30 protein-coding genes and 1 riboswitch are annotated in these 23,467 nt (G+C 34.8%); of the genes, 27 read left to right on the forward strand and 3 right to left on the reverse strand.

The window, feature by feature from the left end:
* Positions 1 to 97 precede the first annotated feature (97 nt).
* The 7 genes from BUB48_RS01525 (at position 98) to BUB48_RS01555 (ending at position 6,992) form a co-directional block, all read left to right on the forward strand.
* Entirely contained in the window at positions 98 to 748 is a 651-nt protein-coding gene (locus BUB48_RS01525) for a metallophosphoesterase (RefSeq protein WP_073023768.1), read from the forward strand.
* Positions 749 to 943: 195 nt separating this feature from the next.
* Positions 944 to 1,348 carry a MerR family transcriptional regulator gene (locus BUB48_RS01530; protein WP_073023770.1) on the forward strand — a complete coding sequence of 135 codons (405 nt, stop codon included), beginning with the start codon at positions 944 to 946 and terminating at the stop codon, positions 1,346 to 1,348.
* 13 nt (positions 1,349 to 1,361) lie between these two features.
* A complete protein-coding gene (locus BUB48_RS01535; protein WP_073023772.1) occupies positions 1,362 to 1,628 on the forward strand; it encodes a hypothetical protein in 267 nt (88 codons plus the stop codon).
* Between the two features lie 53 nt (positions 1,629 to 1,681).
* Positions 1,682 to 1,846: riboswitch (M-box (ykoK) riboswitch) on the forward strand.
* Positions 1,847 to 2,031: 185 nt separating this feature from the next.
* Positions 2,032 to 3,366, forward strand: coding sequence for a magnesium transporter (gene mgtE, locus BUB48_RS01540; RefSeq protein ID WP_073023773.1), 1,335 nt, complete (start codon positions 2,032 to 2,034; stop codon positions 3,364 to 3,366).
* 234 nt (positions 3,367 to 3,600) lie between these two features.
* Complete coding sequence (locus BUB48_RS01545) at positions 3,601 to 5,166, forward strand: S-layer homology domain-containing protein (protein ID WP_073023775.1); 1,566 nt, start codon at positions 3,601 to 3,603, stop codon at positions 5,164 to 5,166.
* A gap of 275 nt (positions 5,167 to 5,441) precedes the next feature.
* Positions 5,442 to 6,698: a DNA polymerase Y family protein gene (locus tag BUB48_RS01550; RefSeq protein WP_333782534.1), complete on the forward strand. Its 1,257-nt coding sequence runs from the start codon at positions 5,442 to 5,444 to the stop codon at positions 6,696 to 6,698.
* Between the two features lie 30 nt (positions 6,699 to 6,728).
* Complete coding sequence (locus BUB48_RS01555) at positions 6,729 to 6,992, forward strand: hypothetical protein (protein WP_073023779.1); 264 nt, start codon at positions 6,729 to 6,731, stop codon at positions 6,990 to 6,992.
* An 8-nt stretch (positions 6,993 to 7,000) separates the two neighbouring features.
* Here BUB48_RS01555 and BUB48_RS01560 read toward each other — a convergent pair whose 3' ends face one another.
* Positions 7,001 to 7,423 carry a bactofilin family protein gene (locus BUB48_RS01560; protein ID WP_073023781.1) on the reverse strand — a complete coding sequence of 141 codons (423 nt, stop codon included), beginning with the start codon at positions 7,421 to 7,423 and terminating at the stop codon, positions 7,001 to 7,003.
* 16 nt (positions 7,424 to 7,439) lie between these two features.
* The gene (locus tag BUB48_RS01565) at positions 7,440 to 8,201 is read right to left on the reverse strand and encodes a M23 family metallopeptidase (RefSeq protein WP_175548323.1); all 762 of its coding nucleotides are present in this window, start codon (positions 8,199 to 8,201) and stop codon (positions 7,440 to 7,442) included.
* Positions 8,202 to 8,653: 452 nt separating this feature from the next.
* Between BUB48_RS01565 and BUB48_RS01570 the strand changes: the two genes are divergently transcribed.
* The 13 genes from BUB48_RS01570 (at position 8,654) to BUB48_RS01630 (ending at position 20,408) form a co-directional block, all read left to right on the forward strand.
* Entirely contained in the window at positions 8,654 to 8,917 is a 264-nt protein-coding gene (locus BUB48_RS01570; protein WP_073023785.1) for a YkuS family protein, read from the forward strand.
* A 111-nt stretch (positions 8,918 to 9,028) separates the two neighbouring features.
* On the forward strand, positions 9,029 to 9,259 hold the full coding sequence (locus BUB48_RS01575) for a hypothetical protein (RefSeq protein ID WP_073023787.1): 231 nt from the start codon (positions 9,029 to 9,031) through the stop codon (positions 9,257 to 9,259).
* A 23-nt stretch (positions 9,260 to 9,282) separates the two neighbouring features.
* Positions 9,283 to 9,843, forward strand: a complete 561-nt coding sequence (gene thpR, locus BUB48_RS01580) for an RNA 2',3'-cyclic phosphodiesterase (protein ID WP_073023789.1) — start codon at positions 9,283 to 9,285, stop codon at positions 9,841 to 9,843.
* Between the two features lie 69 nt (positions 9,844 to 9,912).
* Entirely contained in the window at positions 9,913 to 11,724 is a 1,812-nt protein-coding gene (locus BUB48_RS01585) for a YgiQ family radical SAM protein (protein ID WP_073024042.1), read from the forward strand.
* A 22-nt stretch (positions 11,725 to 11,746) separates the two neighbouring features.
* Positions 11,747 to 13,273, forward strand: coding sequence for a histidine ammonia-lyase (hutH, locus tag BUB48_RS01590; protein ID WP_073023791.1), 1,527 nt, complete (start codon positions 11,747 to 11,749; stop codon positions 13,271 to 13,273).
* Positions 13,274 to 13,301: 28 nt separating this feature from the next.
* Entirely contained in the window at positions 13,302 to 13,559 is a 258-nt protein-coding gene (locus tag BUB48_RS01595; RefSeq protein WP_073023793.1) for a DUF896 domain-containing protein, read from the forward strand.
* 30 nt (positions 13,560 to 13,589) lie between these two features.
* The gene (locus tag BUB48_RS01600) at positions 13,590 to 14,039 is read left to right on the forward strand and encodes a chemotaxis protein CheW (protein ID WP_084524298.1); all 450 of its coding nucleotides are present in this window, start codon (positions 13,590 to 13,592) and stop codon (positions 14,037 to 14,039) included.
* A 181-nt stretch (positions 14,040 to 14,220) separates the two neighbouring features.
* Positions 14,221 to 14,664, forward strand: a complete 444-nt coding sequence (locus BUB48_RS01605) for a hypothetical protein (protein ID WP_073023797.1) — start codon at positions 14,221 to 14,223, stop codon at positions 14,662 to 14,664.
* 241 nt (positions 14,665 to 14,905) lie between these two features.
* Positions 14,906 to 16,057, forward strand: a complete 1,152-nt coding sequence (locus BUB48_RS01610) for a sensor histidine kinase (RefSeq protein ID WP_175548324.1) — start codon at positions 14,906 to 14,908, stop codon at positions 16,055 to 16,057.
* Complete coding sequence (locus tag BUB48_RS01615; protein WP_073023800.1) at positions 16,050 to 16,694, forward strand: response regulator; 645 nt, start codon at positions 16,050 to 16,052, stop codon at positions 16,692 to 16,694. Before BUB48_RS01610 ends, BUB48_RS01615 begins: the two co-directional genes overlap by 8 nt.
* Positions 16,695 to 17,103: 409 nt before the next feature.
* Entirely contained in the window at positions 17,104 to 17,346 is a 243-nt protein-coding gene (locus tag BUB48_RS01620) for a hypothetical protein (protein WP_073023802.1), read from the forward strand.
* Between the two features lie 166 nt (positions 17,347 to 17,512).
* On the forward strand, positions 17,513 to 18,676 hold the full coding sequence (locus BUB48_RS01625; protein WP_073023804.1) for an RNA-binding domain-containing protein: 1,164 nt from the start codon (positions 17,513 to 17,515) through the stop codon (positions 18,674 to 18,676).
* 28 nt (positions 18,677 to 18,704) lie between these two features.
* On the forward strand, positions 18,705 to 20,408 hold the full coding sequence (locus tag BUB48_RS01630) for a tetratricopeptide repeat protein (protein ID WP_073023806.1): 1,704 nt from the start codon (positions 18,705 to 18,707) through the stop codon (positions 20,406 to 20,408).
* On the opposite strand, the gene BUB48_RS01635 is transcribed toward BUB48_RS01630, so the two are convergent.
* On the reverse strand, positions 20,409 to 20,996 hold the full coding sequence (locus BUB48_RS01635) for a flavin reductase family protein (RefSeq protein ID WP_073023808.1): 588 nt from the start codon (positions 20,994 to 20,996) through the stop codon (positions 20,409 to 20,411).
* 229 nt (positions 20,997 to 21,225) lie between these two features.
* On the opposite strand from BUB48_RS01635, the gene BUB48_RS17925 reads away from it, so the two are divergent.
* The 7 genes from BUB48_RS17925 (at position 21,226) to BUB48_RS01665 (ending at position 23,387) form a co-directional block, all read left to right on the forward strand.
* Positions 21,226 to 21,366, forward strand: coding sequence for a hypothetical protein (locus BUB48_RS17925; RefSeq protein ID WP_175548325.1), 141 nt, complete (start codon positions 21,226 to 21,228; stop codon positions 21,364 to 21,366).
* Positions 21,367 to 21,394: 28 nt separating this feature from the next.
* A complete protein-coding gene (locus BUB48_RS17930; RefSeq protein WP_073023810.1) occupies positions 21,395 to 21,643 on the forward strand; it encodes a hypothetical protein in 249 nt (82 codons plus the stop codon).
* 45 nt (positions 21,644 to 21,688) lie between these two features.
* The gene (locus BUB48_RS01645; RefSeq protein ID WP_073023812.1) at positions 21,689 to 21,871 is read left to right on the forward strand and encodes a hypothetical protein; all 183 of its coding nucleotides are present in this window, start codon (positions 21,689 to 21,691) and stop codon (positions 21,869 to 21,871) included.
* 73 nt (positions 21,872 to 21,944) lie between these two features.
* A complete protein-coding gene (locus BUB48_RS01650) occupies positions 21,945 to 22,187 on the forward strand; it encodes a hypothetical protein (protein ID WP_073023814.1) in 243 nt (80 codons plus the stop codon).
* Between the two features lie 35 nt (positions 22,188 to 22,222).
* Positions 22,223 to 22,435, forward strand: coding sequence for a hypothetical protein (locus BUB48_RS01655; RefSeq protein WP_073023816.1), 213 nt, complete (start codon positions 22,223 to 22,225; stop codon positions 22,433 to 22,435).
* A 112-nt stretch (positions 22,436 to 22,547) separates the two neighbouring features.
* A complete protein-coding gene (locus BUB48_RS01660; RefSeq protein ID WP_073023832.1) occupies positions 22,548 to 22,748 on the forward strand; it encodes a hypothetical protein in 201 nt (66 codons plus the stop codon).
* 24 nt (positions 22,749 to 22,772) lie between these two features.
* Positions 22,773 to 23,387 carry a hypothetical protein gene (locus BUB48_RS01665; RefSeq protein WP_073023834.1) on the forward strand — a complete coding sequence of 205 codons (615 nt, stop codon included), beginning with the start codon at positions 22,773 to 22,775 and terminating at the stop codon, positions 23,385 to 23,387.
* The last annotated feature ends 80 nt before the right edge of the window (positions 23,388 to 23,467 follow it).

Below are 23,467 nucleotides of genomic sequence, written 5' to 3' on the forward strand. Positions count from 1 at the left end.
AGTAGAGAAAATAACTGTAACAAATAATACTAAAAAAATACCGATTAAAAATCGGACAAATTTCAGATATTCATGGAAAAGTGCTATTTCTTAAAAAGTGCTATTTCTTAATGGGAAACTAAGCAACATTATCAACAAGTATGAACTGGATTATCTAATTATAACAGGAGATTTATCCAATAATATATTTCAACATAAAAAGATTGTAGAGGAGATTAAGAAAATAAAAGTTAATTGCAAAATATTAATTGCACTTGGAAATAGTGAAAGAAGCGAATCAAGATTTTTACATAGAAAAAGAATAGATAATAGACAAGACTTGGTTAGGGAGGATACGAATAGAGAAAAAATAAGAGTTTTAATAAATGAAAGTGAGATTTACAATAAAGATAATTTGAAAATCCTATTCTATGGATTTGACAATTCTATATATGGCAATGAAAAGCATGACTTCGGGCTTGAAGCATCAGAGTTTGATTATAGAATATTATTTGCGCATTCTCCTAATATTATTAAATTTATAGAGAAAAACCATATAAAATATGATTTGTTATTAGCTGGTCATACCCATATAAATCAAATAAATATACCTATAGTGAATAAATTAAAAAACAAGTATTGGTACTATCATATAGGTTTAAAGGTAACAAGCAAAAAGGTATTTTGTATATCCAGAGGTTTAGGAACTTCTCGATTGCCATTAAGAATAAATTATTTTCCAGGAATAACCATATTTAATTTTAATTAATTTCCCATTGAGTTGTAATTTTATAATTTAGGATAAACTCTACATGAAAAAATCATGAATCAACTATATAATTTCACAATGCATTTTAATAAAACCTGCCTATATTTAGATTATCAAAAATCCGCTGCAACTAATATAATCTATTTAATGTCAAATATTTAGTTAAAATAAATAATGGAGTAAAAGGAGGTTGTAATGGTGAATAGTAGAAGAAATCTTATAATGATAATTATAGCATTATCTATTGTTGTGGTATTATCAAATGCTATTACTGCACAATATATAAGTTATAAAGTGGAGAGTAAGATTAGGATGGAGATGGAGGGTATTAGTCATCAAATAGCACAGATTCAGAGACAGAATCGATCAAATGTCAACTATGTAAATTACGAAAGAGATAAAAAATGGGATGATGTTATGTCTCCTACAGAATTGGCTCAATACTTGGATATTGAGTTGGATCAAGTGTACCATATTATCAATAATAAAGGATCAGGCATACCCTATATATGCATTGATGACGCCTATAGGTTTGGCAAGGATGCTATAAATGAATGGTTAACATCTGAAAAAAGCATTATCATTAATAGTATAAGATAAAGAGGTTATTAAGATGATCAGGTTATTGCTTGTGATATTTATTGCAGCTGCTATAGTGATGCTGATGACTTATTTGTTGGGGAAATTATTCAAACATACAAGGTGGGTAAAATATGTAATTGGAATTATGGCCATAGTTGTATCATTATACTTATTTTATATGTCGAGGCAACCATCAAAAGGATTTGAAGGTTTGGGTCAATTTATTATGGCCTTAATATTTTTTCCTGCAGGCATAATTGGTATAATGACAGCTTTTATTATGGATTCTAAAAAATAAAAAATGATGAATATACTAAGGTTGACAAATAAATAATGAAGTGCATATAATAAAACATAGCCCGTTATGTGAGGCTACCTTGCAAATATACGCTGCTGCCGCTAAACATCGAGAGATGCCACGACGGTTAACAGATTTTATCGGATTAAGGTTTAATCTAATGCAGCTGGGATATCCCAAAGTTGCAGGGTGCTAAAACTGTACGAGAGGGATGCTATTTTTATTGTGCTTTTTATTATCCCTTTGCTTACGGGCAAAGGGATTTTATGTTTAGATGAAATTTTGGAGGTGGTAGATATGGATTCTGGCCCTTTACCTAATAGTTATCGGAAAAAATCAAATAATAAATCAGGAACCATAGTTGCCACCTTTTGGCCTTCGGTTCCTCGAAGGAGGTTAAAGTATGCAGGAAACCATTATGAAGTTAATCGAGGAGAACAGATACAAAGAAGTTAGAAATGAAATCGCTGAGATGAATATAGTAGATATTGCTCAACTTATAATGGAATTAGACAGAACAAAGCTTCTTATACTATTTCGCATCCTCCCCAAAGAAATTGCAGCAGACGTATTTTCTTATGTATCATTGGAACTGCAGCAGTATATTATAGAATCCATAACAGATAAGGAAATAAGCAATATAGTCAATGACTTGTTTATAGATGATGCAGTAGATTTTTTGGAAGAAATGCCTTCCAATGTGGTAAAGAAAGTATTAAGAAACACGGATGAAGATACACGAAAGCTGATAAATCAGTTTCTCAATTATCCTGACTATTCTGCAGGAAGCGTAATGACCATAGAGTTTGTAGATCTGAAAAAGGAAATGATAGTAAAAGAAGCTTTAAACCATATCAGAGCAACAGGGGTAGATAAGGAAACCATAAATACATGTTATGTCATCGACAAAGGAAGAAAGCTAGAGGGTGTTTTATCCATAAGGAAGCTCATATTGGCCGAAGAAGATGTTATAATTGGCGATATAATGAATGAGGATGTCATATATGCCAACACATTGGACGATCAGGAAACAGTTGCAGATTTGTTTAAGAAGTATGACTTGACAGCTCTCCCTGTTGTGGATAATGAACACAGACTTGTAGGAATTGTGACCATAGATGATATAATCGATATTATAGATCAGGAAAACACTGAAGACCTTCACAAAATGGCGGCTATGGAGCCTTTGGAAGAGGAATATCTAAAAACCAGCCCTTTTATATTGGCAAAACACAGAATAGTATGGCTTTTGGTTTTGATGATTTCAGCTACTTTTACAGGCATTATAATACAAAAATATGAGAAATTGCTTCAATCCATGGTGATACTGACTTCATTTATTCCAATGATCATGGATACAGGGGGAAATGCTGGTTCACAGGCTTCAACCCTTATAATAAGAGGTATGGCTTTAGGAGAAATAAAAACTTCTGATATGTTGAAAGTTTTTTTAAAGGAATTTCAAGTTAGCATACTTGCGGGAAGCGTATTAGCGGTTGTGAACTTTTTTAGATTGGTAATATTTGAGCATGTAAACTATTTAATGGCCTTGGTGGTTTGTTTTAGCCTTTTATGCACAGTTGTACTGGCTAAACTTGTAGGAGGAGTATTGCCTATGGTAGCAAAAAAAGTTCATCTAGACCCGGCTATAATGGCAGGACCGTTGATAACTACCCTTGTTGATGTTTTAGCTTTATCGATATATTTTGAAATTGCAAGCAAATTCTTAAATCTATAAATATAAGCGGCGAAAAAGCCGTTTTTTCTTTTTTGTGCAAAAAAAGCATAATTTACTGTACAATGGAGGGTAGGGAAGGCTTAGGGTGAGAGGCATCCATAAGAGGCAAACATAGGGTTCTTTGACGAAAAAAAGCTGTGAAGTAACTTTCTTACTGTAATATATTTTTAATATAATAACATGACGGTTAATGTTATAATTTAATTATCGTATGGACATAATGGAGGTTTGTTTATGAGATTTTGTAGAAAATTCATTCCCTTTATTTTGGTACTGATTTTTCTAGTTTCTGTTGTAAGTGCTGACTCCTACATCATACAGGATGAAAGAAGATATATTATAAGGAATGCTTATGAAATAATAAATGATGGTGTTAAAGACGTATATAACTTGAATATAAAGGTTCTTGTAGGTTCACATACTGATTCACCATATCAGAAGAACTTAACTTTTAGCATATATCCATTTCCTGATTCCTTGTCAAAGGACGAATGGGGAAATACATATGCTTATATCAATATTAAAGAGTTGAAACCGGGGCAGAAAATTGATGTGATTGTTGATAGGGAAATATTAAATGGGGGAATTTTCTATGATAAAAGCATTTATCATGTAAAGGCAGATTATAAGTATTTCTTGAGCAATCCTTCAAATTCTAAATATATTTTACCGGGAGAGAAGATTGAGAGTGATAACCCACAGATTAAGGCAAAAGCATTGGAACTTGCTAAAACGGGCACCATTGTGGAGAAGGCAAAGAAGATATATGATTTTGTGAATTTACATATAAAATATGATACGGATCCTAACTATGCAAACAAAGGAGCTCTTAGCGGTTTTATAACCGGAAGAGGAGTATGTGATGAGTATGCTTCTCTGTTTACAGCGTTGTGCAGAGCTGCAGGAATACCTGCCAGAGTTGTGGAAGGATATTGGTTGGAAGGGGAAGTGAAGGAAAGCAAATGGACTGATGTATCTGACAGAAGACATGCATGGAGTGAATTCTATCTTCCAGGAGCAGGATGGATTCCTGTAGAGCCTAGCTTTTTATATACTTATAACGGAAAGCGCGTTCCCAATGAAAAGTATTTTGCCAATATAGGAGCCGGAGACAAGCACTTGATAATCAGCTATATGAGCAATCCTATAAAAAATGATATAGATGTTCAGTATTCCTACTATGAATCAGATGGCGTCGATATGAAGCTTATATCTGGTGAGGAAAGGATAATGTTACTTCCTAAAGATACTAACGCATCTAAAAAATATCTTACAGATATCGAAGGAAATTGGGCTCAGGACTATATCCAGAAGTTATTTGAAGCAGATGTGGTTCTCCCGAAGGAAGGCAGCATGTACAAACCTGGAGAATATATAACAAGGGCTGAATTTGCTGCTTATCTTACAAAAGCTATAGGGCTCAGAGAAATTGATGGACGTGGAAGCTATAAGGATGTTTCGTCAAAAAACCCTTATGCGGGATATATTGAAGCAGCATCAAGAGCCGGATTGATACAAGGTTACAATGGATATTTCTATCCAGAAAACAATATAACAAGACAGGATGCAGCAGTAATAATGATGAGAGCATTGAGATTTTTTGGCAAGAATATAGATACAGGTTCTGGATATAGTTTTACAGATAGCAGCAGCATTTCCCATTATGCAGTTGATGCCGTAAAACTTATGTATGAGTTAAATATAATGAGTGGGAAACCAGGTAATATATTTGCTCCAAATGATTTTACCACTAGAGCGGAAGCTGCCAAAATTATATTGGCATTTATGGGATTAATATAATGCGTGTAATGGTACAGTATTGTAAAATTTGATATTACGCGCTTTATATTGCGTTATTATATAGCTTATATGGTTCTATTATATGCCCATATTTTATGGCTGTATTTTATGGTTATATTCAATAGATGGTGCCGAGATCTTTCTTTAAGAAAGGTCTTTTATTTTTTGGATAAAGATGCTATAATTAATACGAACATATGTTCGTATTAATTTGCATATAATTATATTAAGATGCTTTGTGGCAAGAGAAAGTAATATTTGATAAAAGCGGTGATATGATGACTAAAAGGACAATAATGCATATAGATGTCAACTCTGCTTTTCTGTCTTGGCAGGCTGTGTACGACTTGCAAAGAGGAGCTGATGTGGATTTAAGAGAAATACCTGCTGTGGTAGGAGGTTCCCAAGAAGAAAGAAGAGGTATAGTGCTGGCAAAGAGCATACCTGCCAAGGCTTTTGGAATACAGACAGGAGAAATTATATGGCAGGCTAAGCAGAAATGTCCCGGTCTTGTAGTAGTGCCACCCAATTATGAGCTTTATATGAAGGCAAGCAATGCATTGTATAATCTGATCAAAGAATATTCTCCAAAGGTTCAGCGTTTTTCTATAGATGAAATGTTTTTGGATTATACAGGCATGGAGCCTTTTTTTGGTGAAGCTTTTGAGGCTGCTCACAAGATAAAGGACAGGATAAAAAAGGAATTAGGATTTACTGTGAATATAGGCATAGGAGGAAATAAGCTTACAGCTAAGATTGCTGGAGATTTAAAAAAGCCGGATATGGTTCATACTCTCTATGATTATGAAATACCTTCAAAAATGTGGCCTTTGCCTGTAGAGGATCTGTTTATGGTAGGAAGGAGAACAAAGAAAAAATTATACGATATAAACGTAAAAACTATAGGGGATCTGGCAAATACAGATATAAAGTTTTTATATAGTAAATTTAAATCTTTTGGTAACCTCTTGTGGAAGTATGCCAACGGTATAGAGGATTCACCGGTAGCAGGAAGTGGAATAACCAATATTAAAGGAATAGGAAACAGCACTACCATAAGATTTGATGTAGATGATAAGAAAACAGCTTTCAAGGTATTGCTTTCTCTTACAGAGTCAGTAGCCATGCGGCTTAGAGCAGCTAAAGCCTGCTGTAGTGTAGTATCCGTGGAAATAAGGACATCTCAGCTTAATTGCTATTCTCACCAGAGAAAGCTTATGACGCCTACCTGTATAACCAGCGAAATATATGCTACGGTTGCTGAGCTTTTTGAGGAATGTTGGAGAGGAGAGAGAATAAGACATTTAGGAGTAAGAGTAAGTGACCTTTCAGGGGATGATTTTGTTCAACTTTCATTGTTTGATGATAGAAACAGGCAAAAAAGAGAAGCATTGGACTTTGCCATAGATTCAATAAGATGCAAATATGGCAAGAATTCTATAATGAGAGCAGTATTATCGGATGGCGAGTTTTCACCGGTTTCAGGTGGCGTAGGAGAAGATGATTATGTAATGATGGGCAGCATATTATAATTACATCAATTGTTTTAAGGAGTGAGAACTATGAAGTTGATGAGAAAACCCATAGAAGTTATAGCCTGGTTTGATTTTCAGGGAAATGCAGTTCCCATACGATTCAGATATGAGGATGAAGATGAGGAATTGCGTGTAGTAAAGGTGAACAAGGTAATAAAAAAAGACAAAGATAAATTCGCAGGCAATTCCATGATGAAATATACCTGCGAAACCTCTGACAATGGTGTAATTAAAGTTTTTGAGCTGCGTTATGAAATAGACAGTCTTAAATGGTATTTGCACAAGATGTGAAAACTTTACTATTTCCCTTTAGTTTCTTTGGTATCTTTAGTGTCTTTGGTTGCTGCCGCTTCAGCCTTTGCAATGGAAAGATCCATCCTGCAATTGCCATTGAATATTGCACCTTCGTCGATTACTATGTTTTTGGCATTGATATCTCCTATTAACTTAGCTGTAGAAGTTATATGGAGATGATTTTCTACAGTTACATTTCCTTCTACTATACCCGATAGTATTACGCTATCGGCTTTTATATTTCCCTTAATAGAGCCGTCTTCACCAACTATAAGATTCCCTAAGAGAGTAACATCACCTTTCATTTTCCCATCTATTCTGACAGTGCCTTCTGCTGTTAAAGTACCTTCAATACCTGTGTTCTTGCCTATTAAGGTATCTATTTTATCTGTATTGATAGTTGTAGTTTTCTTATTTGAAGTAAACATAATCAAATCTCCTTTGCTAAAAATATTTTTCAGGGTCTACATTTTTGCCGTTAAGTTTTACTTCATAATGAAGGTGTGGGCCGGTGCTTCTTCCTGTGTTTCCTACTCTGGATATAACCTGTCCCCTTTTCACTTTGTCTCCTTCCTTTACAAGGATAGCTGAATTATGAGCATAGCATGTGGTAAATCCATAACCATGTGATATGACAACCATTTTTCCATATCCTGATTTATATCCGGCAAAAGATACGGTGCCATCAGCAGTAGCTACAACATCTGTACCATAAGGGGCTCCAAAGTCAACTCCTTCATGGAATTCACTGCCACGGCTGGTAAATGGATTTTTCCTGTAACCGTAAGTTGCTGTAATCTTTGCATTTACCGGAGCTATGGAAGGAACATGTCTCAGGTAATCCAATCTATCGCTTACAGAAACTATGGACTCATCAATTTCTGATTTCTGACTTAAAGTTTGCTTTGATAAACTGATTAGAGAAGTTTTAAGATCAGATATTTCACTCGACAAATCATAGTTATTTTTGGTGGTATTAGAAGAATATGTATTATTTAGAGAGTTATGTGAAATATTATTCGAAGTTTTTGCTTCTTCAGTTTTTTCGGAGGTTTTGCTTTTTAAGCCTACTGCAGCTTTTACTTCTTCTAAAGCTGCTATATTTTCTTCCAATTGATCTTGAATTTTTGCTGCGTTAAGATTAAGGTTTTCTATTTCAATCTTCTGGCGATTGTTTATCTTGGTAAGTTCTTCAATGTTTTTCAAGCTTGCTTCATATTTATTGTAAATGTTATTCAATGCATATGCAGAAAAGGATGAATATATAATTAGTGCTCCTAATAACAGAATTAGAACCTTAGGACCCCAAATAGGAATCCGTATGGATTATATCGAAGACCCATTCTCCGGTATATAGAAAAAATTAACATGTCTATTTTTCTTAGTTGTGAAGGCTTTTTTCAATATAATCACCCTTTATATTCCCTTTACATTAAAGAAAGCAGAAAAGAAGAATAGAATTTGTAACACGATTGCAATACAAATATATTTTAACTAAAGAGATAATGGTGTACAAGACAAAATTTGTAAACCAAAAAGAAAAGTCTTCACGAAAAAATGACAAAAATAGCATATGGGATAAAATATGAATATTTAAGTTGAATTTGTTTAATAAATAATGTTAAGAGAAAAAGTCATAATTTAAAGGAGGTTAAGGCATGGGAAAACTTAAAGTGGGAGTAGAGCCTAGCTTAAGCAATGTGAAGAGGTACCTTGAAGAGAATGATATAAATGTAAAGGAATTTGACAGCAAGAAGATGAGTTCCGCATGGAACATGAACAGATATGATGCAGTAGTAGTTTCAGGCGCTGATATAAATATTATGGGAATACAGGATGTTGTAGGAAAGGCAAAGGTTATAGATGCATCTGGAATGACACCTGAGGAAGTATATAATCAGATAATTGATATTCAGAAGTAGTAATAATGCAAAAAATATATTAAAATAAAGTATGTATAAGGTGAAACCTTAACATGCTTTATTTTTCTTTATATAGAAAAGCATACTTCAGTATGAGAGGTTGATTTTTAGATGAACTTGTCAATGTTCATAGATATTTTATTTTGGATAGGAATTATTATGGCTTTTATTGGGGGTATTATTGTAGTAGCATCTTTTACCATTTTTAAAAGAAAGGTTATGAGGACTCCAATATATGAAAATGTGGAACCGGGGTCAAGTAAGAAGGTAAATTGGGGTTATGTGCTTTTATTAGTGGGAATAGGATTGTATTTTATATCCTATTATCTTTCTATAAGATGAAAAAGGAATAAAGGTTGGTTTTTATGAGAACATTTATAGGTATTGATTTTGATATGAAGATAAAAGATGAGATTAAAAATCTTCAATCTGTTGTGAAAGAAAATTCTATTAGAGGCAGATTCAAATATGTGGCTAATTTTCACCTGACTTTGAAATTCTTGGGTGAAATAACTGAGAACCAGATTCCTCTAATTAATGAAGTATTGAAAAGATCAGCAGATAATGTGGGCGACTTCAGCCTGATTATTGAAAAGTTAGGCTTCTTTGGTGGGAAAGGTGCAAACATCAGGACTCTTTGGTTAGGGCTTGGAGGGGATTTGGATTCTTTAAATGCTTTATATGAGAATATTGAAGATGGTCTAAGTGTATTAGGCTTTGAAAAGGAGAAAAGAACCTATACACCTCATATAACCATTGCCCAGGATCTTCTGCTCAATAAGGATTTTCACGAATTGAGAAAAACTCTTGACTTGAGCAGGATACCAAGCATAAATGTAAGAGAGGTTTCGTTGATAAAAAGCGAACAGATTCAAGGGAGAAGGGTCTATACACCCATATCTACTTTTAAGTTAATAGGTCAATAGAAAACAGGATAGGTGAATTTATTGAAAAATATTGATACTTCAGCTTTTCTTCCCATATCAAGAGAGGATATGAAGGAGAGAGGAATTGAACAATTTGATTTTATATATATAAGCGGTGATGCTTACGTAGATCATCCAAGCTTTGGACATGCGATAATAACAAGGATTCTGGATCATATGGGGTATAAAGTGGGAATAATACCTCAGCCTGATTGGCGGAAAAAAGAAAGCTTCATGATACTGGGAAAACCCAAATATGCTTTTCTGGTTTCTTCCGGAAATATGGATTCTATGGTTAATCATTATACTTCCTCAAAAAAGAGGAGAAAAGAGGACCTTTATTCTCCAGGGGGAAAAACAGGAGCTAGACCTGATAGAGCTGTTATAGTATATTGCAATAAATTAAGGGAAGCCTATAAGGATGTCCCCATAATAATTGGAGGAGTGGAAGCAAGCCTTAGGAGATTTGCACATTATGACTATTGGGATGATAGAGTCAGGCGTTCAATACTTCTGGATTCAAGAGCAGATTTGCTCATATATGGTATGGGAGAGAGGCCCATTAGACAGATTGCTGAAGCTTTATCCAGCGGCATAGATATAAAGTATGTGAATTATGTAGATGGTACGGCCTATGTGACAAATTCCACAGCAGGATTAAAAGATGCAGTATTCATTGAAAGCTATGAAGAGGTTGCTGCGGATAAAAAGAAATATGCCAAGGCTTTTTTGAAGCAATCAAGAGAACAGGATTATCATACGGGCAGAATAGTGGTACAGCCTCATGGTGATAGATTCCTTGTTCAGAATCCTCCTGCTAAGCCTCTGGATCAATATGAGATGGATGATGTATATTCTCTTCCCTATGCCAGGGATTATCATCCCATATATATAAATCAGGGGGGAATACCTGCATTACAGGAAGTAAAATTCAGCATAACATCCCATAGAGGTTGCTACGGAGGCTGTTCTTTCTGTGCCTTGAATTTTCATCAAGGCAGAGTGATACAGAGCAGAAGCCATGAATCAATCATAGAAGAAGCAAAACTGATGACAGAAGATCCCGAGTTTAAAGGATATATCCATGATGTAGGAGGTCCGACTGCCAATTTCAGGCATGCTGCTTGCAAAAAACAGGAGAAATACGGAGTATGCACAGATAGACAGTGTATGTTTCCTACACCATGTAAAAACCTTATAGTTGACCACAGTGATTACATTGAACTTCTTAGAAAATTGAGGCATCTGCCTAAAGTAAAGAAGGTGTTTATAAGGTCAGGTATTAGATATGATTATGTGATTCAAGACAAGAGGGATGATTTCATTATTGAATTATGCAAGCATCATGTAAGTGGGCAACTAAAGGTAGCACCGGAGCATGTATCAGAAAAAGTTTTAAAACTTATGGGAAAACCAAGCAAAAAAGTGTATGATAGATTTAAGGAGAAATATTTCGAAACAAATAGAAAAATAAGGAAGGAACAGTATCTGGTTCCCTACCTTATGTCGGCTCATCCTGGATCTGATTTGAAAGCAGCTATAGAATTGGCTGAGTATGTCAGAGATATGGGATACAATCCGGAGCAAATACAGGATTTCTATCCTACTCCTGGCAGCTTATCTACAACCATGTATTATATAGAGTTGGATCCAAGGACCATGGAGAGGATTTATGTTCCGAAGAGTCCAACTGAGAAAGCAATGCAAAAAGCATTGATACAATATAGGAATCCTAAGAATTATGATTTGGTGTATAAGGCTCTAAGCATTGCAAACAGAACTGATCTTATAGGTTTTGGAAGCAAGTGTCTTATAAAGCCAAAAAATAAGAAAACAATCAATAAAGCTGCAAATGGCAAAAAAGCAAGAAGGAAAAATTAAAAGGAAAAGGAGATGTATTCAGATGGGACATTTGTACATCGACGGAGAACACCTGACCATAAAGGATGTGGTCAATGTAGCAAGAGGAGGCTTCTTGGTTGAGCTATCGCCTGAAGCGGTAACAAAGATCAAAAAATCAAGGGAATATGTGGATAATCTTGTGGAGAAAGAACAAGTGGTATACGGAATTACCACGGGTTTTGGCAAATTTAGTGATACCTATATATCAAGAGAAGATACAAAAACTCTTCAAAGAAACCTTATCGTCAGCCATGCATGCTCCATGGGAAATCCACTACCTGAGGAGACCGTTAGAGGAGTTATGCTTCTTCGTGCTAATGCATTGGCTAAGGGATACTCAGGCATAAGGTTGGAGACAGTGAATACTTTATTGGAGATGCTTAATAAAGGAGTTCATCCAATAATACCGGAGAAAGGCTCTTTAGGTGCCAGCGGAGATTTAGCACCTCTTGCCAATATGGTTCTTGTCATGCTTGGTGAAGGTGAAGCAATTTACAAGGGAGAAAGATTGCCTGGCAAAGAAGCCATGGATAGAGCCGGTATAAAAACCATTGAGCTTACATCAAAGGAAGGATTGGCACTGATTAACGGAACACCTGTGATGACATCTATAGGAGCATTAGCTGTTTATGATGCCATGAATCTGATGAAAACCGCAGATATAATTTCATCTATGACACTTGAAGCCTTAAAAGGCATAACAGATGCTTTCAATGAAAGAGTTCATAAGGCAAGAGGTCAAAAAGGACAAATGGCTACGGCAAGAAATGTGTTGAGGATAACTGAAGGAAGCAATCTCACAACTCGACAGGGAGAGTTAAGGGTGCAGGACGCCTATACATTGAGATGTATACCTCAGATACATGGGGCCAGCAGAGATGCTATAAATTATGTCAAGGAAATAATATCTATAGAACTTAATGCGGCAACAGATAATCCTTTGATTTTTGCAGAAGATAATATGGTCATTTCAGGCGGTAACTTCCACGGACAACCAATAGCTTTGGCAATGGATTTTCTAGGCATAGCAGTATCTGAACTGGCAAATGTATCAGAAAGAAGAATTGAAAGGCTCGTAAACCCACAACTTAACGATTTGCCTGCATTCCTGACAAAAAAAGGAGGATTGAACTCCGGTTTCATGATAACTCAATACGCAGCTGCTTCAATGGTATCTGAGAATAAGGTATTGGCACATCCTGCCAGTGTAGACTCGATCCCATCTTCTGCCAACCAAGAAGACCATGTAAGCATGGGAACAACAGCTGCCAGAAAAGCAAGAGCTATTCTTGATAATGTTGAAAAAGTTCTTGCCATAGAAGCCTTTGCAGCATCGCAGGCCATAAGCTTCAGGGAAGATGTGGTATTAGGAAGGGGAACAAGAAAAGCCTACGAAGAGATCAGAAAAAATGTGGCCCCTGTAGATGATGATAGAATAATGTATATTGACATGGATAAGATTGATAAAATGATTAAAGCAGGAGCGTTTGTAAAAGTTGTAGAAGAAGAACTAGGAGAGCTGGAGTAATTAAAATTAATATAGATAGGATGATTTCATGATAACGAAGGAAGATATCGACAGAATTAATTTTCTCGCTAGAAAATCCAAGACCGAAAACCTAACAGATGACGAAAAGAAAGAGCAGCAAATGCTGAGAAGAAAATATATAGATTGGATTAAACTTCAGGTTCGAACACAATTGGATGCCATAGAAATAGTGGATTCTGATGGTCACCATCACAAACATGGACCCAATTGTAATTGCGGTCACCATCATAAACATGGTCCCGATTGTGATTGTCATAAACATTAAAATATCAATTATAGTATGGAGGAGATAATTATGGCCGAGCTTCAATTTGTAGTATTTAAATTGGGAAATGAGGAGTATGGTGTCAACATTATGCAAGTCAAAGAAATTGTGCCATATAAGGAACCTGTGAAAGTCCCTAATGTCCCTAACTTTATTGAGGGCATAATAAACCTGAGAAGCCAGATCATACCTATAGTGAATCTCAGAAAAAGATTCAATATAACTGAAGAATCATTAAGTGATGAAACCAGAATAATAGTTATGAACATTGACTCTAAACAGGTAGGCTTCATAGTAGATGATGCTTCAGAAGTGCGAACCATAAATGAAGAAGATATTGAAAATCCGCCTGAGATCATTGCAGGAATTGATAGAAAGTATATAACAGGAATTGGTAAAATTGGCGAGAGGATATTAATTCTGCTTGATCTGGACAAGCTATTTAGTGATAAGGAAAAAGAGTCCTTAGAAGCAATGTAAAGTCTTATAATTTGACTTGAAGTAATGCGGCTTTTGCCGCATTACTTTGTTTAGTAGCGATAAAATAAGCAATTGATAAAATTATGTAGACAAAATCTATTTGACGGGATTCAAGAATTGCCAAAATTTACAAGACAGTCATTGTATAATTATCTCATCAAGTTTTCAACGAGGTGAGATAGTGAAAAAAGGTGTGTATTATTCATTTATTTTTGTAATGCTGTTCAGTTTTTTTGCATTTGGTGACTCTAAAGATATAGGCACTATAAGTGAGGAACTTTTAATGAAAAGAGCCGAAGCCTGGAATAATATTTTAAGTGAGGATTATAGCTATAGTGATTTTTACAATGAAATAAGCTCTGTTGCTACAGCGGAGCTTTTAGTAGAAGATTTGGAGACTTTTTCATACTTAAAAGAAAATCCCACTGGAATGGAAAGGGTAAAATCTCTTGAACTTCTTCCCGAGAAGATAGAAAAGCAAAAAAATAAAGCAATAGTCAAAGGGAAAATAATATGGAACATGGAAGGTTATGAGGGAACTGAGGTAGTAGAGAGCCACTATCAGATAGCATTGGAAAAATATAATAGAAATTGGTATATTGCAGAATTGGAACCTATTGAATAAGCGGCAAAAGCTGCTTTTATTTTGTATAAAAAAGCGCAATATTCTATATAACATGACATTTTTAGTGCATAAGTATTAACTTAATGGGAATAAATTACTGTTAAGGTTACAATTTGTTACAATGTACTTACAACAAATGAAAAAAAATAGTATAATATAGTATGTTATAGCGAAATATCATTATTTAATGATATTTTTGAAATACTGTATATGCAGCAGAAGCTCTATAAAGGGGATGATAGTGATAGATAAGCTAACGGAAATAATACAGCAAACCTTAAAGGCTATAGAAAACAGTCAGAAGCAGATTTTTGAAATAGTCGAAGAATCAAGAAGCCAGTACAAGATGATAGAGGAAGAGCTGCAAAGGATAAAGAAAAGAACGGAGGAAATAATTCTTCAAGTTGATAAGCTTACAAAACTTGAAAAGGATATACGATACAAGCTCATGATAGTCAACAAGAATTTTAGGGAATTTAGTGAAGAGGATATTAAGCAAGTATATGAAAGGGCTAAAGAACTGCAGCTTCAGTTGATGATGAAGAAGAATGAGGAACAGGTTCTGATAGAACGCCGAACAGAAATGGAGTTAAGATTAAGAGCTGCAAGAGAGAGCCTCAGAAAAGCAGAAAAATTAATGTCGCAGATGAGTATTGTTTTGGGTTATTTGAGCGGAGACTTAAAAAACATCTACGGACAACTTGAAGATATTAAGGAGAAGCAATATCTTGGCATAAGAGTAATTCAAGCTCAAGAGGAAGAAAGACTTAGACTATCAAGGGAGATACACGACGGCCCTGCACAGGTATTAGCAAATTTGGTGTTGAAAACAGAGTTGTGCGAAAAGCTCATTGATATAGATGCAAATAAAGCCAAGGAAGAACTAAAAGTACTTAGAGATGTTATGCGCGGCAGTCTGAAGGATGTAAGAAAGATAATATACGATTTAAGGCCTATGTCTTTGGACGATTTAGGTCTGATTCCTACAGTAGAAAGACTTATAACTCAACATAACGAAATGTCCCAGATTTTTGTAGAGTTTAAAGTTTTTGGTGAAAGAATAAAGCTATTACCAGTTATTGAAGTTGCAGTTTTTAGAGTAATTCAGGAAGCCCTAAATAATATCAGAAAGCATTCTAAAGCAACTAGGGCTTTAGTTAAAATTGAAATTACAAAAAGCACTATAAATGTTGTAATAAGTGATAATGGTATAGGTTTCAACAGAGAATACGTAAAAAAAGCTGATGAAAGTGGCGGATATGGGCTTATGAGTATGGAAGAAAGGATTACTCTTTTAAATGGAAAGATAGATATAAGTTCTTCACCAGGTAAAGGGACAAAAATATTGGTAAGTATACCAATTGATATATATGGGGAGGTACAACATGAATAAAATTAAAATACTAATTGCTGATGATCATTCTCTTGTTAGAGAAGGAATCAAACAGCTACTTGAGTTGGAAGAGGACTTTGAAGTGGTAGGACAAGCTGCCAATGGCTTGGAAACATTGGAAAAGATTAAGGAGTTTCAACCGGATGTTTTACTTTTGGATATAAACATGCCTGTAATGGGAGGCATACCTACTTTAAGAAAAATAAAAGAGCAAAATATTGAAGTTAAGACTGTAATATTGACTATACATGAAGGAAGAGAATATCTGATGGAAACTTTGGAACTGGGAGCCTTGGGATATGTCCTTAAGGATTCGGATTCAGCATCTTTATCCAAAGCCATAAGAGATGCCTATAAAGGCATATCTTACATACAGCCGAAGCTTGCGGCAGAGCTTGTACGAGAATTCAACAGTTCAAAGACATATAAAACCAACAATGAAAATGAGTTGACAAAAAGGGAATATGAGGTTTTATCGCTTATAGCAGATGGTATGAATAACAAAGACATAGCTGATAAGCTTTTCATAAGTGAAAAGACAGTAAAAAATCATGTATCAAGCATATTTAGGAAAATAAATGTGAATGATAGGACTAAAGCTGCCATATATGCATACAAGAATAATATAAAATGGTGATGGAAAGACTTTGTAACGGAATTGTAATAATTAACATTTGAAAAATATATTGCCATAGAATATTTTACATGGTATAGTAATTATGTGTTGCAAATGACAAAACTACTATTTAAGAAGGAGGTAGGAAAAATGAACATGACAAGATTAATCACTGTAAATGCTCAATACAATTTCATATTCCTGCCTGCGATTATTTTAGATCCGCTATAGAATATGTTGTAATTATGTTAGTTATTTATTATCATATTATTATGGATTTAAGTCGCAGGCTAAACAGTCTGTGACTTTAATTATTATTAAATATGTTTGCATGCAATTAAGGTCATGGATATCCATGGCCTTTTTGCGTGCAAAAATGAGAGGGGATGACATTAATGATTAAGATGGCATTTAAGAGGGAGAACATGAAATGCTAATAGTTAAAAGACAGAGAATTATTGAGAAAGAAAGGGGTTATATTATGAACTTTGCAAACGAATTGTATGTTACTCTTTCCAGAAGAAATGATGGCAAAGAGATTAGAAATTCATCAGTTTCAATAGAAAGAGATAATTGGGTATCTATATATGAAAATATTGAGAAAATCATAAATGGCAAAAAAACAGCCAGTTTGGATTTAGATATCCAAATTTTATTAAGATCACTTGTCTAAAGGAAGTAAAATACAGCGGTAGCAATATCGCTGTATTTTTAAATTTATAAAGTAAACTAATTTTACAATTTAACCATATATTGATTAAATATAATGTATAAAGGCTATGTTATTTATACTCAATATGGTAAACTAATATAAGAATTTGCAAAATGAGGTGCATTGCATGAATAAACAAAAACTTGCAGCTCTTCTGGCAAAGAATGAATCAACAAAACTGGATTTTAAAGAAAGCTTGTCCTTGAAAACTGACTGGGAGAAGAAAGAACTAGCAAAAGATGTGACTGCCATTGCAAATTCAAAGGGCGGAAGAGGGTACATTATTTTCGGTGTTCAAGATAAAACAAAGAAGATCATTGGCATAAATGTACCGGAATATCAGGAGGAACAAATCCAGCAGATAGTAAGCCAAAGATGTGATCCACCCGTAACAGTAAAATTTGATTTAGTAAACTATGATGATAAGACAGTTGGAGTACTTACTATTTATAAAAGCAATCAAAAGCCTCATCAAATACTGCACAATGGTTCATTCTATCTGAGAAGAGGATCAACTACTGACATAGCTCGGAGAGAAGAAATAGCCGGTATGCTTCAGGATTCAGGACTTTTGCAATATGAGACCATAGCCTTGAACAATGTAAGTATAGATCAGCTTGATAGGGATATTATTATAAAGTATCTTGAAAAATCCGGCTTAAAAATCGAATATGATAGATTTGAAAACCTATATCCTCTTTTGGAAGGATTAGGTATAATATCAGGAGAAGAAGATGGGGAGTCATATCATCCAACTATAGGCGGACTTCTTGTGTTTGGCAATAGACCTCAACAGTTTCTCCCTCATACAGGAATAAAGGTTGTAGATGGAAAGAACAATACAGGTCAGTATTTCTATGGTGATATTACTTCCATGCTGGATAAGGTAGAGGATTATTTGGCAAATCTCATTAAGAAACAGGATTACCCTATGGCAGCAATAGCAGAAGCTATTGCCAATTCTGTAGTTCATAGAGACTATTTCAGCTATGGTAGAGAGACAGTGGTATATATTTCAAAAAATCATATAGAAATCAGTAACCCGGGAGCTCTTTATAATAAAAGTGATATACATTCATTATTAAAGGAGAACAACCCATATAGAAGGAATAGTTGGCTTTATCATAGGCTGCTTGTTTTAGACGAGAAGAACAGATTTTTGAAGACAGGATCAGGACTGAGGCGTATCAAGGATTCATTTGTGGACTACGGCAAGGTAAGATTTATAAATAATGAGAAAAGAAACATGTTTAAGGTAATATTGCCAGGCGGGTTTAGTATTTTATACTAATAGACCTGAGGCATTTAGGTGGTGTATTATGAAGAACAAAAAAGTAGTATCTTTTGAAAGAGGAGCAGATTTTTATTTTGGTTTGAGCTTCAAGCATATTCAAAATGGTAGGCTTAAAACTGCTTTAAGATATATAGAAAAAGCAGTAAAAATAAAACCTGATGATAGCTATATGCAATACAATTATGCAGGAATCTTAGCAGAATTAGGACATATAGAGCAATCTACCAGCGTTCTTTTGAACATAGTCAATAATCTGGATCCCAGCTATGATGAATGTTATTTCGGATTAGGTTGCAATTATCTTCAAATGCAAAAGATAAAAAAAGCTTTGGAATGCTTTGAGAAATACTTAAAATTGGCCCCCTATGGAGATTATGCAGAAGAAGCGGAACACTTGATGGAAATGCTTTATTTGATAATAGAAGCCAATAATAATCTGGATGACGACGAACTGGAACGCATATACAAGATAGAAGAAGAAGCAATAAAATACATGGAGAGAAGAGAATACGAGAAGGCCATGAAAAACCTTGAGGAAGTAGTCTCTAAGCTTCCAAATGCCATTCCAGCTAAGAATAATTTGTCTCTGACCCACTATTATTTGGGTAATATAAGCACTGCTATAACTATAGCCAAAGAAGTTTTGGATTATGAAAAGGAAAACATACATGCCAATTGCAATCTTGCTATATTTTACAGCAAGATTGGGATCAGCAATATGGCGGAGAGACATATAAGAATAATCAAGAAGCTCTATCCGGAAAATGAAGACTATGCCTATAAAATCGCTGATACTTTAGGATGCTTAAATAGACATAAGGAAGCTTATGACGCATATAAAAGGCTTATCAGAATGGATGATAAAAATCCTCAATATATACATCTCATGGCAATTGCAGCTTTTAACTGTAAAAAATACAATGAGGCATTGAACTTATGGGAAAAGCTGAAAAAGTATGATGAGGAAGGATATTTGGGAGAATATTATTATAACATAGCTGATGAAACCAAAGAAGGTATTAGAGAATTCAGGTATTTGCCGTACATTTGCCAACTTCCTAAGGAGGAAGTAGGAAGAAGAATAGACATAGTATATGAATTCTTAACTTTGGATAGAGATGAAATAAGAGAACTCTTAAACAATGATAAAAGCATTAAGAATGTAATTTACTTTGTTATAAGTTTTGATAAATATGTTCTTAGAAGGATGCTTTTTGAAAAGATAAAACAGGAAAAAATCATTGAGCTTGAGGATGTAATTAGAAAATATATATTAAGGCCTGATGTGGATAAAAATATAAAGATTGAGTCTGTGTTTTTATTAAACAAGATTGGAGCCAAGGAGCCTTATCATGTGCTGATAGATGGAGATGTAAAAGCCATAACCATTGAATCTGATACTCTTCTTAGGGATGAATGGAAGAAAGAATGGGAAGATGTAAAAGATACAACTCTGAAAATGATGAAAAACTGCTATAAAACTCCATATAAAAAGATTGTAGAAGATATTTGGTACGATTTTATTAGATCATCCTATCCCTATGTTCCAAAAATAGGTAAAATAGAGATATGGGCAGCAGCATTGGAGTTTGCCTATTGCAAATTTACATGCAAGGAAGTGACCCAGCAACAGTTGGCTGATAAATACAATGTATCTAAAAGTTCAATAAGTGAGAAGTCAAGGATTATATTTAGTTATATAGGAAATAAGTTTGGGGAAAGAGAATAATCAATCTCTTTCCCTTTTGATTTTCGCCTTTTTTCTTATTGAATAACCGAAGAAACCTAAAGCTTCATCCAAGGACCAGTATTCTCCATGGTTATAACATATTAAGTCTGCCTTTGAAAGATGGAGTTTTTGCTTTTCGTCCATCAATTTTTCTTCAACTGAAACACCGACAATTTCTCCTATAAACATATCATGGGAACCTAAAGATATTATGTCTCTTACTTTGCATTCCAGGTTTACCGGAGCTTCTCCAATTGATGGAGCATTAACATAATTTGATTTCTCAGGAGTTAAATTGAGATACTGAAACTTATTCACATCTCTGCCTGATTTGACTCCGCAGAAATCCAGAGCTTTGCATAATTTTTTATTTGGCAGATTTATTACGAATTCTTTGGTATTTTTTATCATTTCATAGGAATATCTTTCAGGTCTTACAGAGATATAGAGCATAGGTGGGTCTGAACATATTATTCCTGTCCAGGCAATGGTAATTATGTTGTAGTTGCCTTCACCATCTGAGCAGGATACCATCACCGCAGGTACCGGATATAGCATAGTGCCGGGCTTGAATTGAATTTTAGACATTTCTGCACATCCTTTCTACTAGAATAAGCTGAAAAACATAGCTGTCATATCATGTATCACCATGGCATGTTGTTGTTATTCAATAATAAGGCATTGATCAAAAAAATTCAACCTGAGTGTGCATGAATTTTATTTCAAAATTATTTAGCCATGCAGTAACAAAAAAAAGACATGTACATAGTATGGAAGTGGGAAGAGAGAGAACAACCCTTTGGGTGGAAGGAGGTCAATGATGAAAGATATATCCTTGCTACTATTGGCGCTGGTTATCTTAATAGCTAGTGGAGCCAAAAATAGCGATTTACTATTTATAATAGTCCTTGCCATCCTAGGCCTTGGTGCAGGGGATAAACTCAGCTTCCTTCTATAACAATCAAATAGCGGAAGGAGGTGCAATTATGGGTTACGGTAATGTAGCAGGTATAGGAAGTGGCGGATGCGGCTGTGGCTGTGGCTCTGGCCCTGTATTAGGAGTAGAAGACAAAAAGTGCTGTCCGGGAAGTAATTCCTTTTTACTTTTATTGCTCCTCTTCATATTGTTAGCATCATGTGTAACTAAAGGAAGAGAAAATAACTTCTTCTTTATCATCATCCTGGCAGTTATAGCATTTGGAGGCTTTGGAAGAACCTTTGGATTTGCTGTATAGCATGATAGCAAGATTATAAGCTTCTATTCGGAAGGAGGTGCTCTTATGTCAGGAAATTTCAATAATGTATTAGGTGCATTTGATGAAAATTCCTTTTTACTCTTACTGTTACTCTTCATATTGCTAGCATCCTGTGTAACATGGGGAAGAGAAAGCAATTTCTTCTTCATCATCATCTTAGCTGTAATAGCATTTGGAGGTTTTGGTAGAACTTTCTTTGGCGCATAGTTAATAGCAAACCCAGGGAAACCTGGGTTTGAAATAAATAATAGTCAATATTGATATTTGAGGAGGTGTAGACATGGGTTATTCTAACAATGTAGCAGGCGTTGGAAGCTGCGGGTGCGGTGGTCCTGTAGCCGGTATTACGGATTTTTGCAAATGCAAGCCAGGTGAATTCTCTTTCTTGTTGCTGCTTGTGCTCTTTATACTATTAGCTTCTTGCATAACATCAGGAAGAGAAAGCAACTTCTTCTTCATCATAATACTTGCTGTAATAGCATTTGGAGGCTTTGAAAGAACTTTCTTCGGAACTCCTCTATAAATCAAGATGGCATTGGCCCATAAGGAGGTGCTTATATGGGCATAGCATCACAGGATTGCTGTCAACCTACAGCAGGGCTGTTTGGTTCTAACTGGATCTGGATAATAATAGCCATAATCTTTTTCTGCGGTGGATTTGGTGGAAACTGCGGTGGAAGCTTACTAGGCGGAAATATATTCGGAAATAACACTATTCTTATATTGATTATATTATTTTTTATATGTTTCTGTGGTAAAAAATTCTTTTAATAAAAGCCCGGCTTAAGCCGGGCTTAAAACTTCACAGGGAAAAGCTGTAACCAAAATATGCTTGGCGAATAAAATGTAATGAGAACAGAATCTATCCCGAGGAGGGTTTGGTATGGGTTTTTTAGACGACTTACTTAACGACGACATAATTTGGGTGGTTCTTTTGCTTCTGCTGGTATTTGTATTTCCCCAAAGATGCTCAGAGCCCATTATAAAAAAGAAAGATTGTGGCGTAGAAGATTGTCAATGCAATGAGAGCATCATATATAGAAGTACAAGAGGAAAAAGAGAGCGAAGGCGGCTCGTATATTAAAAATGCATGATGGAGGTAAATTGCATGATATATGGTAGAAACAATAACAGATATAATAAGGAGGATATTGAGGAAATTAAGAAAAAAATTTCCCAGCATATGCCCGGAGTAAACCTTGATAATATAGATCAACAGCAAATGCAGAAATTTGTTTTGGATCAGATAAACAATAATCCAAATATCAATATCAGTGACGATGTGAGGGATAAAATAAACAGAGGAGATATCGATGGACTAAAAGATGAACTTATTAGGTATTTAGATAACCAGAACAGTGCTGAGAGTCAAAAATTGAGCAATATGCTAAAAACAAATGATTTTGAAGGTTTAAAAGAAGAATTGATGGGAATGCTCATAAAAGGTATGACCCAGCAAAAAAAAAATGACATAAGTGACAATTTTGATAAAAGGGCGGAGAATAACTATCAGAATGCTTTAACTGGACTATTCGATGATGCCCTTTTAAATAATATTATGGAAAAATTTTTTGAAGGGAATAAAAGTGATAAGAGAATAATATTGCTAAACTCAATTAAACCCTTTGTATCGGAGAGGAGACAAAAAGCCCTGGATGACTGCGTTAAGGCAATGAATATCATCTGCATAATGGAAAAACTGGGTTTTAAGGTAGGTAGATAAAGTTGGATTTGATAAAAATCGTTAATTTTATTTCAACGAATTTTACATTTGAAGATTTATTTTTGCTTGGTCTATTAATA

The sequence above is a fragment of the Lutispora thermophila DSM 19022 genome, from assembly GCF_900142105.1.
In the GTDB taxonomy this organism is placed as follows: Bacteria; Bacillota; Clostridia; order Lutisporales; family Lutisporaceae; genus Lutispora; species Lutispora thermophila.

What these genes read in the sequence shown, in the direction of transcription:
- BUB48_RS01530 (WP_073023770.1), top strand. Translation starts at nt 944, where the DNA reads ATGGTGAATAGTAGAAGAAATCTTATAATGATAATTATAGCATTATCT.
- BUB48_RS01535 (WP_073023772.1), top strand. Translation starts at nt 1,362, where the DNA reads ATGATCAGGTTATTGCTTGTGATATTTATTGCAGCTGCTATAGTGATG.
- mgtE (WP_073023773.1), top strand. Translation starts at nt 2,032, where the DNA reads ATGCAGGAAACCATTATGAAGTTAATCGAGGAGAACAGATACAAAGAA.
- BUB48_RS01545 (WP_073023775.1), top strand. Translation starts at nt 3,601, where the DNA reads ATGAGATTTTGTAGAAAATTCATTCCCTTTATTTTGGTACTGATTTTT.
- BUB48_RS01550 (WP_333782534.1), top strand. Translation starts at nt 5,442, where the DNA reads ATGATGACTAAAAGGACAATAATGCATATAGATGTCAACTCTGCTTTT.
- BUB48_RS01555 (WP_073023779.1), top strand. Translation starts at nt 6,729, where the DNA reads ATGAAGTTGATGAGAAAACCCATAGAAGTTATAGCCTGGTTTGATTTT.
- BUB48_RS01560 (WP_073023781.1), bottom strand. Translation starts at nt 7,423, where the DNA reads ATGTTTACTTCAAATAAGAAAACTACAACTATCAATACAGATAAAATA.
- BUB48_RS01570 (WP_073023785.1), top strand. Translation starts at nt 8,654, where the DNA reads ATGGGAAAACTTAAAGTGGGAGTAGAGCCTAGCTTAAGCAATGTGAAG.
- BUB48_RS01575 (WP_073023787.1), top strand. Translation starts at nt 9,029, where the DNA reads ATGAACTTGTCAATGTTCATAGATATTTTATTTTGGATAGGAATTATT.
- thpR (WP_073023789.1), top strand. Translation starts at nt 9,283, where the DNA reads ATGAGAACATTTATAGGTATTGATTTTGATATGAAGATAAAAGATGAG.
- BUB48_RS01585 (WP_073024042.1), top strand. Translation starts at nt 9,913, where the DNA reads ATGAAGGAGAGAGGAATTGAACAATTTGATTTTATATATATAAGCGGT.
- hutH (WP_073023791.1), top strand. Translation starts at nt 11,747, where the DNA reads ATGGGACATTTGTACATCGACGGAGAACACCTGACCATAAAGGATGTG.
- BUB48_RS01595 (WP_073023793.1), top strand. Translation starts at nt 13,302, where the DNA reads ATGATAACGAAGGAAGATATCGACAGAATTAATTTTCTCGCTAGAAAA.
- BUB48_RS01600 (WP_084524298.1), top strand. Translation starts at nt 13,590, where the DNA reads ATGGCCGAGCTTCAATTTGTAGTATTTAAATTGGGAAATGAGGAGTAT.
- BUB48_RS01615 (WP_073023800.1), top strand. Translation starts at nt 16,050, where the DNA reads ATGAATAAAATTAAAATACTAATTGCTGATGATCATTCTCTTGTTAGA.
- BUB48_RS01620 (WP_073023802.1), top strand. Translation starts at nt 17,104, where the DNA reads ATGCTAATAGTTAAAAGACAGAGAATTATTGAGAAAGAAAGGGGTTAT.
- BUB48_RS01625 (WP_073023804.1), top strand. Translation starts at nt 17,513, where the DNA reads ATGAATAAACAAAAACTTGCAGCTCTTCTGGCAAAGAATGAATCAACA.
- BUB48_RS01630 (WP_073023806.1), top strand. Translation starts at nt 18,705, where the DNA reads ATGAAGAACAAAAAAGTAGTATCTTTTGAAAGAGGAGCAGATTTTTAT.
- BUB48_RS01635 (WP_073023808.1), bottom strand. Translation starts at nt 20,996, where the DNA reads ATGTCTAAAATTCAATTCAAGCCCGGCACTATGCTATATCCGGTACCT.
- BUB48_RS17925 (WP_175548325.1), top strand. Translation starts at nt 21,226, where the DNA reads ATGATGAAAGATATATCCTTGCTACTATTGGCGCTGGTTATCTTAATA.
- BUB48_RS17930 (WP_073023810.1), top strand. Translation starts at nt 21,395, where the DNA reads ATGGGTTACGGTAATGTAGCAGGTATAGGAAGTGGCGGATGCGGCTGT.
- BUB48_RS01645 (WP_073023812.1), top strand. Translation starts at nt 21,689, where the DNA reads ATGTCAGGAAATTTCAATAATGTATTAGGTGCATTTGATGAAAATTCC.
- BUB48_RS01650 (WP_073023814.1), top strand. Translation starts at nt 21,945, where the DNA reads ATGGGTTATTCTAACAATGTAGCAGGCGTTGGAAGCTGCGGGTGCGGT.
- BUB48_RS01655 (WP_073023816.1), top strand. Translation starts at nt 22,223, where the DNA reads ATGGGCATAGCATCACAGGATTGCTGTCAACCTACAGCAGGGCTGTTT.
- BUB48_RS01660 (WP_073023832.1), top strand. Translation starts at nt 22,548, where the DNA reads ATGGGTTTTTTAGACGACTTACTTAACGACGACATAATTTGGGTGGTT.
- BUB48_RS01665 (WP_073023834.1), top strand. Translation starts at nt 22,773, where the DNA reads ATGATATATGGTAGAAACAATAACAGATATAATAAGGAGGATATTGAG.